This is a genomic window from Myxococcus sp. CA039A, from assembly GCF_013336645.1.
GTDB lineage: Bacteria > Myxococcota > Myxococcia > Myxococcales > Myxococcaceae > Myxococcus > Myxococcus llanfairpwllgwyngyllgogerychwyrndrobwllllantysiliogogogochensis.
This window is the reverse complement of record NZ_JABUMQ010000084.1, coordinates 24,702-35,191: the sequence shown is the minus strand read 5'-3', so window position 1 is coordinate 35,191 and position 10,490 is coordinate 24,702. Positions and strand designations below refer to the sequence as shown.

The window sequence follows — 10,490 nt, the reverse complement described above, 5'->3', positions numbered from 1 at the left end:
CCTCTTCGCTGGTGGGCGAGACGATTCGCATCCGAGGCATTCCCTTCGAGGTCATTGGAGTGCTGGCGGAGAAGGGCTCCCAGGGCTTCTCCAACCCCGACGAGAGCCTCTACATCCCGCTGTCCACCGCGCAGTTCCGGGTGATGGGCAGTGACCGCATCCGCTCCATCGCCGTGCAGGCCATGAGCGAGAAGACCATGGACGACGCCATGGCGGAGATCGACCTCAAGCTGCGGCGCGAGCACCGCCTGCGTCCCGAGGAGCCGGCCGACTTCAACATCCGAGACCAGGCCTCGCTGCTCGCGACGGTGCAGGAGACGACGCAGACCTTCTCGCTGCTGCTCGCCGGCATCGCCGCCATCTCCCTGCTGGTGGGAGGCATCGGCATCATGAACATCATGCTCGTCTCGGTGACGGAGCGGACGCGCGAGATTGGTCTGCGCAAGGCGCTGGGGGCCACGGGCACGGACATCCTGCTCCAGTTCCTCGTCGAATCCCTCGTCCTGTGTCTGGCCGGAGGCACGCTCGGACTGGTGCTGGGAGTGGGGGGCGCGGCGGTGCTCCAGAAGCTCATGGGATGGACCATGGTGGTGGCCCCCGAGGCCATCGTGGTGGCCATCGCCTTCTCCGCGTCCGTGGGCGTGTTCTTCGGCATCTGGCCCGCGCGCCGCGCCGCGAGCCTCGCGCCCATCGAGTCGCTCCGCTACGAATGACACCTTCTCCCGGGAGCAACCCGACTGCTCCCGGGCGTCACACCCCGCTCAGCGCCCGGGACGCGCGCCCGGGTCCGCCTCGAACGCGGCGACGTCGTGGTAGTAGCGCTCGACCTCGGCCTGCGTGGACGCCTTCGTGAAGACCTCCGGACGCGGGTGGGCGATGGCGTCGAGGATGGCCTCCACGGCCTCCTCGACGGGCTGGGCCCCGGGCAGCGCGCGCGAGTCCGGCCCACCGCCCAGCGCATTCGAGCCGAACTCCGTGGCCACGACCCCGGGCATCACCACCGTGACGGAGATGCCTGGGTGCGTCTGGCGCAGTTCCAGTCGGAGACAGGCGCTCAGCGCATTCAACGCGTGCTTGGCCGCGCTGTACGCCGAGCGGTGGGGCACCACGGGCAGCCGTCCCAGGGTGCTGGAGACGTTGAGAATCTGTCCGGCGTTGCGCGCCTGGAAGTGCGGCAGGACGGCCTGCATCCCGTAAAGCGCGCTGTGCACGTTGTCGCGCCACATCAACTCCAGGTCCGCGTCGGTGAGCTCGGCCACGGAGCGGGTGATGCCGCGTCCCGCGTTGTTCACCCAGACATCGATGCGACCGAAGCGTTCGAGCGCCGCGTCACGAAGTCGTTCCACCTCCGCGCGAGCCGTCACATCGGTGACGACGGCGAGCGAGTCGCGGCCGGAACGGTTGGCGACAGCCTCCAGCTCCGTCCGACGCCGCGCGGCCAGCACCAGCTTCGCTCCACGCGCCCCCGCGACCCGGGCCAGCTCCGCCCCGATTCCCCCACTTGCCCCCGTGATGACGATGACCTTGTCCATGCGTGTCCCCTCGTGACGCTCGCCTGCCCCACGGAATCTACCTGCCCGAAAAGACTCTGGCGGATTCCCGGCGATGAAGCCGAGGACTCTGTTCAATCGCGAGGACCCGGGCGCGGCCTGTCACCAGGACGGCCATGGCGTGGGCACCGTGTTACCCTTCTCGTCCGCTCTCGCCTCGGGTCGCTCGCACATGCCGTTCAGGATCTTCTCCTTCTCGATGCTCATCGGGCTCGGCGCGGTGCTGGGCCACCTGTACATCTACCGGCGGCTGGTCCGTGAGCTGGTGCGGGGTCGCGCGGCCCGGTTCGTGGCCCTGGTCGTGCTGGGCCTCCTGACGCTGCTCCTGGGGATGCGGCGCACCGTGCTGGATGCCCTCCCCGAGGGATTCGAACGCATCGCGACGGTGACCACGTACACGTGGATGGGCGTGGCGCTCTGTCTGGTGATTGCGCTCGGAGCGACGGACCTCCTCCGCGCCCTCGTCGGCCTGGGACGGCATATTCAACGGCGCTACGCGGCCCCACCACCCACGCCCACGGCCGCCGTGCCGGAGGCTCCGCCAGACGTCGAACTCCGGGTGGACGAGGAGCGGAGGAAGTTCCTGGGGCGCGCGCTGGCGGGAGGCGCCGCGCTCGCGGGCGGAGGGCTGGCGACGTACGGGAACTGGCGCGCCTATGCACCGCCGCTGGTGACGGAGCTCGCCGTCAGGATTCCCAAGCTGCCGCGAGCGCTGGATGGGCTCACCATCGTCCAGCTCACGGACATCCACGTGGGCCCCTTCATCCAGCGCAGGTTCATGGACGAGCTGGTGCGTCAGGCCAACGCCCTCAAGCCGGACCTCTTCGCCATCACCGGCGACCTGGTGGACGGGGACGTGCCCACGCTGGGAGGCGCCGTCGCCGCGCTCGGAGCCCTGCGCTCCCGGTACGGCAGCTACTTCGTCACCGGCAATCACGACTACTACTCCGGTGACGCGGAGTGGACGGCGTTCCTCCAGACGCTCGACATCCAGTCGCTGCGCAACCGCCATGTCCGCATCGGCGATGCGGGGGCTTCGCTGGACCTGGTCGGCGTGGACGACTGGAGCGGCTGGAGACGGCGCAACCAGAAGGGCTACGACCTGGACCTGGCGCTCGCGGGACGGGCGCCGGACCGGGCGGCCGTGCTGCTCGCGCACCAGCCCGCGAACTTCAAGGTGGCCGCGGAGCGAGGGATGGACCTCCAGATTTCAGGCCACACCCACGGCGGGCAGCTCCTCCCGATGACGCTGTTCATCGGCCTCGCATGGGAGCACGCGGCCGGTCTCTACCGGCACCAGGACTCCCACATCTACGTGAGCCGGGGCTGTGGCTTCTGGGGGCCCCCCATGCGCGTCGGCAGTCCCCCGGAGCTGGTCAAGCTCGTGCTCACCACGTAGCGGGCACGTGCGCCCTCACTTCGCCAACGAAGCCCGGGGCGTGTAGCGCCAGAACCGCTGGAGGTGGCCACAGCCCTGACAGGCCAGCTCCACTTGAAGCTCCCCGCCACGGGCGGCCGTGGCGGGGACGACGGTTCGCATGGACTGCTCCGCGCGCCCGCTGCACGCACGGCACACGCCCACCGTCTGGATGAACCGCGAATTGCGCGTCACCACGCCGTCCTCGCAGGAGCCACACCACCAGACGTGATAGTCGACGGCACCGCTCTGCTCCTGCCGGCGTTGCTCATCATTCAGATGGAGGTCATCCATCTCCTCGTCGAGCAGTTCCCGCGCCTGACCACAGTGCTGGCAGACCTCCAGCTCCGAGCGCTTCGACTCCACCTGCCCTGCCGGACGATTCATGGAGAGCACGACGACCACGGCCGACACAAAGCCCACCAGCAGGACGACGAGCATGAGCATCATCGGTTCGGCTCCAGTTCCACGGAGTGCAGCGCCTTGCCCGTCAGGTCATGGATGGCGACGGTCATCACGCCACTGTCGCCCTGGATGCGGACGCTGCCGAAGTACTGCTGTCCTTCCCACGGTGCCGCGTTCATCACCGTCGCCGGCTTGTGCCACTTGACCTCCGGGCCGAAGGTCTCATCGAGCGGGCTGGGGCCGAAAGTGCCCGCGTTGAGCGGACCCGCGACGAACTCCCAGAACGGGTCGAAGTCGCGGAAGCGCGCGCGGTCCGGGTGATAGTGGTGCATCGCCGGGTAGTGTACGTCCGCGGTGACGAACACCACGTTGCGCACCTTCCGCTCCTTCAGGAAGGACAACAACTCCGCCAGCTCCAGCTCGCGTCCCAGCGGGGCACCCGGACCGTTGGCCCACGCCTCCATGAGGTAGGCGCCATCTGGCAGCTTCTCCGCCGGGATGATGAGCCCCAGCGGCATGCTGGTCGCAATCACCTTCCACGTCGCCCGGGAGGCCGCCAGCGACTGCTTGAGTCCGTCGAGCTGCGCGCGTCCGAGGAACGTCGTCTCCGGTCCCTGCTGCTCCTGCCGATTGACGGAGTTCGGCGCCCGGAACGCGCGCACGTCTGGAATGAAGACATCCAGCAAGGGCCCCTGTGAGAGCTGGCGATGGATGCGACCCTCGGCTCGCGCGGCGCCGCCCACGGGCGAATACTCGAAGAACGCCTGACGCGCTCGCGCGCCGAGCACCCGTTCGTCCGAGACCTGCGTGTACCGGGGGTCGTCCGCGAGGCTGCGCCCCGGATACCAGTTGTTGCGCACCTCGTGGTCATCCCACTGGTACGCGATGGGCACGTCGCGAGCGAGGGCTCGCAGCGAGTCGTCCAGGAAGTTGTAGGCGAAGTTCCCGCGCAGCTCCTCCAGCGTCTCGGCGACCTTCGACTTGGCGGGAGTCACCTTGTTGCGCCACACGCGCCCATCCGGGAGGACGACCTCCGGCAGCAGGGGGTTGTCGGCATAGATGGCGTCGCCGACGTGCAGGAAGAAGTCGGGGCGCAGCGCATGGACGGCCGCGTAGCCTCGATAACCGCCCCACTCCGGGTTGATGCCCCAACCCTGGCCACACACGTCCGCGCTCCACGCGAAGCACACGTCCTTGGCCGAGTCCGGTGACGTGAGGAACCGCCCGCGCCACTCCTCGCCGGTGACGCCGCCGTCCTCCGCGAGCACCCGCACGAAGACCTCGCGCCCCGCCGGCAGACCCGTGAGGTCCACCACGCCCGTGAAGTCCGTCGCGGCGGTGAGCGCGGCGCCCTCCACGCGATGCACGCCCTTCACGAGGCGGGAGTCCTCGCTCCACTCCACCACGAGCCGCGAGGCCCGGTCCGCCTTGCCCCAGACGGTGACGGCGCCGGTGCGCAGGTCTCCCATCTGCGCGCCCAGGGGCAGCGACGGCCCGGGACGTGGCGCGCGCACCGAGCGCGTCGAGGCACAGCCCGCGGCGGTGACGGCGAGCCCCTGGAGCACGGTTCGTCGAGTGAGGACAGTCATGGTGGGCACGCTCCGAGGAAGGAACCGGCCCTCACACTAGGGCCACTTCCGCCAGGCATCCAGCACCACCGCCGCCACCCGAAAGCCACGCATGAACGAGACCTCCGGCAAGAGTCGCGAATTCCGGACGCGCGTATGACGTGTCAAGTCAGCGACGCGAAGCAGCCCGCACTCGCGACGACGCCCCACACCTATTTGACGACGCCCCGTGATGACAGCCATAAATCCGCCCATGCGGACATCCTGGTTTATCCGAAAAAACTGTTCCTCTCATTGACGCTGTGTTTCGCGCTTGAAGCCAGTGCCGCTGCCGTGAGCTCCGCGTCGGCGACCGCGTTCACGGTGCCCAACGGAACGTTCGAGGTGCCTGCCCTCCCCGCCTCACCTGGGTACGCCTACGCCCCCGCCGGCTCTGGCTGGACGCTGGCAGGCGGCGCGGGCCTCTCCCGGAACGCCACGGCGTTCACGTCTGGGAATCCCAATGCGCCCGAAGGCGCGCAGGTGCTCGTCCTCCAGGCCGCGGGAACGGCGTCACGCGCGTTCAACTTCACGGCGGGCTACTACGTCTTCAGCTTCTCCACCGCGCAGCGTGGAAACGACCCGACCAGCGCCCAGAGCGTCCAGTTGCTCGTTGACGGCACGGCCATCCTGACCGTGAGCCCCGTCGGCGCGACGTACCAACGGCTCACGGCTGGACCGGTGCTGCTCACCTCCGGGCCCCATACCGTCGAACTGCGCGGGCTCAAACCCCAGGGCGGGGACACCGCCTTCGTGGATGACTTCAGGGCGTCGCGCGTGAGGGACATCAGCATCAGCGGCTTCGAATCGCCCGCCATCCCCACCAGCCCCGGCTTTGTCTATGCGCCCACGGGAAGCCCCTGGAGCTTCACCGCGGGCGCGGGCCTCGCACGAAACGGGAGCGCCTTCACCGTCGCCAATCCCGCCGCGCCCGAGGGCGCTCAGGTCCTCTTCCTCCAAGGCGGGGCCACGGCCACCACCGCCGTCACCCTTCCGCGCACGGGCTACTACCGCTTCCGACTGAGGGCCGCCTTGCGCGCGAATGACCCGACCCAGCCCCCGGCCAAGGACGTCCGCGTCACCGTCAATGGCACGGAGGTCGGCCACTTCCGCCTCGGGAGCATCCAGTACACCGAGCACCTCTCCACGGTGCTCGCGCTGAACGCCGGGCCCGTCACGGTGAGTGTGCTCGGTGAGGACACGTCTCCGGGAGACCACACGGGGCTGGTGGATGACCTCCGGATGGAGATGGTCCACGACTGGAATGATGCCTACGTCTGGGGCGGCGCGGTGCCGACGGCGAGCGACACCGCCACCGTGGGCCTCGGCAGCGCGGTCAGCCTCCAGGGCACGCTCACTCTAGGGGCCGTCGTGGTGAACGGCGAGGTGCTCGGCGTCCAGAACCGGCCCGTGTCCCTCACCACGCGGTATGTGATGGTGATGGGCCCAGGCTCGCTGTTCGAGCTGGGCCAGGAGCTGACGCCCTACCCCAGCACCGCCGTCATCACGCTCAACGCGTCCGAGCCCACGCTCGACGTGATGGGAATGGGCGACAAGTTCCTCGGCGCCATGACCAACGCCACCGTCCGGCTGCACGGTGAGGAACGGGTGAGCTGGACGCAGCTCCAGGGGAATGTGAGCGCGGGAAGCAACAGCCTGGTCCTGAAGCAGCCCGTCAACTGGCGGCAGGGCGACGTCATCGTCGTCGTGTCCAGCACCCGGAACTGGAACGAGGCCGAGCAGCGCGTCATCCAGTCCCTCGACGCAACCAACACGCGGCTCACCCTGACGAGCCCGCTCTCCCACGCACACAGCGGCGTGCAGAAGTCCTATTCCAACGGCTCACGCACGTGGACCGCGGACCTGCGCGCCCAGGTGGGCCTGCTCACTCACAACATCAAGGTGCAGGGAGATTCCACGTCCGCGGCCAACGGGTTCGGCGGGCACGTGATGATCATGGGCAGCTCGCGCGCGTTCATCAGCGGCGTCGAGCTCTTCAACATGGGCCAGAAGGCGAAGCTGGGGCGCTACCCGTTCCACTGGCACATGCTGGGCGCCGAGGGCGCCGGGCAGTACTTCAAGAACTCCAGCATCCACCACTCCTACAACCGCGCCATCACCATCCACGGCACCGAGAGCACGCTGGTGGAGAACAACTTCTTCCATGACCACATCGGCCACGGCGTGTTCCTGGAAGACGGCAGCGAGCGCTTCAACGTCATCAAGCGCAACGTGACGCTGCTCACCCGCCGTCCCGCGCCCGGAGAGCAGGTCACCCCCTCCGACAACCAATTCAACGCCGTCCAGAACCGCACGCCGGCCAGCTATTGGATCACCAATCCCCAGAACACCTTCGAGGACAACGTCGCGGCGGGAACCGAGGGCACGGGGTTCTGGTTCGCGTTCCCCGACAAGCCCATGGGCCAGTCCGCGGGGGATTCGCGATTCCAGGACATGCCCGTCCGGACGCTCCCGTTGATTTCGTTCAAGGGCAACAGCGCCCACAGCACCATGAGCGCGTTCGACATCTTCGACAGGCTGAGCCCTGACCATGAAATCGAGCCGAACCACGGCTGGTTGAACCCGGACCTCCACCTCATCGAGGACGGCACGTGGTACGCGAACGCGATGGCGCTCTACACGGGGATTGGCGCCGGGGGTTCGACCAACAACCTCGTCTTCCGCAACAACATCATGGTCGACAACACCGTCGGCACCATGATGGCCAGCTACAGCATCGTCGAGCAGAGCCTGTTCGTGGCGGACTCAGGGGAGAACCTCGTGAGCGGCGAGCGGACCGCCTACCGCGTCTATGACGGCGCGGGGCAGGTCCGCGACTCCCACTTCGTCGGGTGGACCGCGGCCAACGCCAACTTCCTCATGAACACGGGCGCGGCCATCAAGCACCCCAACCACACGTTCCTCCGGAACACGATGTCCCCCGCCGGGCCACCCCGCATCCGTTATTGCGACGAATCAGGCACGCTGTGCGACGCCACGGGCAAACCCACGCCGGGCACCCACGCCGGGCACCCCAAGCACCCGCGCGTCTGGTCCACCGTGCTGCGGGACCTCACGGGGAGCATCACCGGCAAGCCCAACACGGCCATCGTGTCCAACCATCCGTTCATGCTCGTGGGAGACGAGTACCAGCCGCCGAACTGGGAGTACGCATACCGGAGCGACCACCGGTTCGTGCTCTCCCTGCTCTACTACGACGAGAACCTGCAACTGAGCCCCAACCTCACCTGCACGCGCAGGAAGGCGGGGACCAACACCGAGCACGTCTACTACGTCGACGGCTACCGCGAATGGCATCAACTGCCCGTCATCGTCAACGAGGGCTATGAGTACACCTATGCCTACGAGTCGCTTCCATCGAACAAGTCAGTGCTGATGCAGATGGTGGACGCCACCCCGGGTGACTCGTACATCGCCCACTTCAAGGACTTCGGAAAGCTGGGGGGGCTCTCGTACTTTACCAATCAGGGGAGCTTTCCCCCTCGCGAATCCCTCGCCGCGCTCCGTGCCTCCACCGCCTCGGGGTACTACCTGCAGCCGGGCGGAGACCTGAGCATCAAGGCGGTGGCCACGGACAGCTACCAGGGGTTCATCATCTCCTGGATGACGGACTTCGTGGTTCCACCGCTCGACACGGACGGAGACAGGATGCCGGACTCCGTGGAGATTGGCGCGAACCGGCACGCCTTCGACGCCTCGGACCTCTCCGTGGAGTTCAACGCGCTGGGTGACACCGAAGGCTGGGTGGGCACCAACATCGCGGGACAAGCGGTGAGCGGTGGCGTGTTGACCGGAACCTCCAGCAGCGCCGACGCGATACTCATCAACAGCGACTACAACTTCGACGCCAGCCGAGTGGCGACGCTCCGGGTCCACATGCGGTCCTTCGCGCCCACCGGCGTCCAGTTGTTCTTCGCCACCGACACCCAACCCGGGTTCTCCGGCGCGCGCGTGGCGACCGTGGGCCACTCCGGCGGCGGCACGTACCAGACGCTCACGTTCAACATGCAGGGCGTCCCCGGTTGGAATGGGACCATCACCGACCTGCGCCTGGACCCGGTGTCGGGCTCGGGCATCGCGTTCGACATCGACTGGATTCGCGCGACGGCGCCGTAGCGCTCCGCCTTCCCGGTTCAAGGGGAAGGTGGGCTCACCCACCTGGGCGGTTCACGCGGGAGATGCCTGGGTGGGGACGGGGTCGACGACGGAGAATCGAAGCTGACGGAGACGGGCCCGGTCGCTGATGACGTTGAACGCCGCGACGCGGTCGCCTCGGCGTTCGACTTCGAGGACGAGCAGCGGCCGCCCAAGCGGCGCGACGACGATGCCCAGGGCGCCATTCACGAAGACGGGTCGGGCGAAGCGCGCTCGGCCGGAGTTGGTGAGCGTCTCCTCCGCGACGCGGCGGGCGCCACGAACCTCGGTCTCCTCCTCACCTCGCAGCGCGGCACGGTCCGCACGGCGCACGACGTCCGGCGCCAGCACGGCGAGGAGGGCCTCCAGGTCCCCCGCGCGTGAAGCGGCGAGGAAGGCGTCGATGACCTCTCGCTGCTCGCGGAGCTCGGCGGCGGAAACCGTGGGCGTGCCCCGCACCCGCTGACGGGCACGGCTCGCCAGCTTCTTCGCGGCGACAGGGGAGCGCTCGACAATCCCGGCGATCTCCTCGAAAGACACGCCGAACAAATCATGCAGCACGAAGGCGATGCGTTCCGCGGGCCCCAACGCGTCGAGCACCACGAGCAGCGCGAGCCCGACGGACTCCGCCATCACCAGGTCACCCTCCGGATGCGCCTCTGCATCGTGGGCGATGACCCGGTCGAGTTCAGCGACGTCGAGAAACTCCTCACCCCGTCGCTGGCGCGAGCGCAGCGACTCCAGGCACACCCGCGCGACAATCGTGGTCAGCCAGCCCGCCACGTTGACGACGGCACGGGCATCGAAGCGGCTGGCTCGAAGCCAGGTCTCCTGCACCGCGTCGTCCGCCTCGTCGGCGGTGCCGAGCATGCGAAACGCGACCGCCCGCAGGTGGCGGCGGGACCGGTCGAACTGCTCGGCCAACTCGGAGTGATTCGCCATCGGTCACCTTTCATCCGCGCCATTCATCATAGCGAGAGACGCGATGAACGACGCGAGAACAAGGAGCCGGTCATGCCTGTACTGATGGTGCGTTACCAGGTGGCGGAGCAAGGTGTCGCGGAGGTGACTCGAGCGGTCCAGGCCGCGTTCGAGGCCGTGAGGGCACAGCAGCCCAAGGGCCTGCGCTATTCATACTTTCATCGAGCGGGCAGCACCGAGTTCATCGCGCTGCTCGACCTGGACGACGGCATCGAGAACCCGTTGTTTGCAATCGAGGCGGCCCGAGCGCTGCAAGCCACCGTGGCCCGCTGGGCCGTGGGTGAGCCGCCGAAGCCCCAACCCGTCGAGCGGATCGGCTCGTACGGCAGCGCCCCGTAACGAGACTCGAGGCGGACCGATGGAGGCCCCGGCGTG

8 protein-coding genes are annotated in these 10,490 nt (G+C 68.1%); 4 read left to right on the top strand and 4 right to left on the bottom strand.

Features of this window, described 5'->3' with window-relative positions:
* On the top strand, window positions 1-713 hold a 713-nt coding region (locus tag HR086_RS16155; protein ID WP_174466064.1), incomplete at its 5' end, for an FtsX-like permease family protein.
* Window positions 714-761: 48 nt separating this feature from the next.
* On the opposite strand, the gene HR086_RS16150 is transcribed toward HR086_RS16155, so the two are convergent.
* Entirely contained in the window at window positions 762-1,532 is a 771-nt protein-coding gene (locus tag HR086_RS16150) for an SDR family oxidoreductase (protein WP_174466063.1), read from the bottom strand.
* Window positions 1,533-1,722: 190 nt separating this feature from the next.
* On the opposite strand from HR086_RS16150, the gene HR086_RS16145 reads away from it, so the two are divergent.
* Complete coding sequence (locus tag HR086_RS16145; RefSeq protein ID WP_174462431.1) at window positions 1,723-2,949, top strand: metallophosphoesterase; 1,227 nt, start codon at window positions 1,723-1,725, stop codon at window positions 2,947-2,949.
* Window positions 2,950-2,964: 15 nt separating this feature from the next.
* Here the strand turns inward: HR086_RS16145 and HR086_RS16140 are convergent, their stop codons facing one another.
* Window positions 2,965-3,417 (bottom strand): hypothetical protein, encoded by a 453-nt coding sequence (locus HR086_RS16140; RefSeq protein WP_174456708.1) that lies wholly within the window; start codon window positions 3,415-3,417, stop codon window positions 2,965-2,967.
* A complete protein-coding gene (locus HR086_RS16135; RefSeq protein ID WP_174456709.1) occupies window positions 3,414-4,961 on the bottom strand; it encodes an alkaline phosphatase in 1,548 nt (515 codons plus the stop codon). The genes HR086_RS16140 and HR086_RS16135 overlap by 4 nt, the downstream gene beginning before the upstream one ends.
* Window positions 4,962-5,273: 312 nt before the next feature.
* On the opposite strand from HR086_RS16135, the gene HR086_RS16130 reads away from it, so the two are divergent.
* Complete coding sequence (locus HR086_RS16130; RefSeq protein WP_174466062.1) at window positions 5,274-9,116, top strand: G8 domain-containing protein; 3,843 nt, start codon at window positions 5,274-5,276, stop codon at window positions 9,114-9,116.
* Window positions 9,117-9,167: 51 nt separating this feature from the next.
* Here HR086_RS16130 and HR086_RS16125 read toward each other — a convergent pair whose 3' ends face one another.
* Window positions 9,168-10,076, bottom strand: a complete 909-nt coding sequence (locus HR086_RS16125) for a sigma-70 family RNA polymerase sigma factor (protein WP_174466061.1) — start codon at window positions 10,074-10,076, stop codon at window positions 9,168-9,170.
* A 72-nt stretch (window positions 10,077-10,148) separates the two neighbouring features.
* Here HR086_RS16125 and HR086_RS16120 point away from each other — a divergent pair, with 72 nt between their 5' ends.
* A complete protein-coding gene (locus HR086_RS16120; RefSeq protein ID WP_174466060.1) occupies window positions 10,149-10,454 on the top strand; it encodes a hypothetical protein in 306 nt (101 codons plus the stop codon).
* The last annotated feature ends 36 nt before the right edge of the window (window positions 10,455-10,490 follow it).

What these genes read in the sequence shown, in the direction of transcription:
- HR086_RS16150 (WP_174466063.1), bottom strand. Translation starts at nt 1,532, where the DNA reads ATGGACAAGGTCATCGTCATCACGGGGGCAAGTGGGGGAATCGGGGCG.
- HR086_RS16145 (WP_174462431.1), top strand. Translation starts at nt 1,723, where the DNA reads ATGCCGTTCAGGATCTTCTCCTTCTCGATGCTCATCGGGCTCGGCGCG.
- HR086_RS16140 (WP_174456708.1), bottom strand. Translation starts at nt 3,417, where the DNA reads ATGATGCTCATGCTCGTCGTCCTGCTGGTGGGCTTTGTGTCGGCCGTG.
- HR086_RS16135 (WP_174456709.1), bottom strand. Translation starts at nt 4,961, where the DNA reads ATGACTGTCCTCACTCGACGAACCGTGCTCCAGGGGCTCGCCGTCACC.
- HR086_RS16125 (WP_174466061.1), bottom strand. Translation starts at nt 10,076, where the DNA reads ATGGCGAATCACTCCGAGTTGGCCGAGCAGTTCGACCGGTCCCGCCGC.
- HR086_RS16120 (WP_174466060.1), top strand. Translation starts at nt 10,149, where the DNA reads ATGCCTGTACTGATGGTGCGTTACCAGGTGGCGGAGCAAGGTGTCGCG.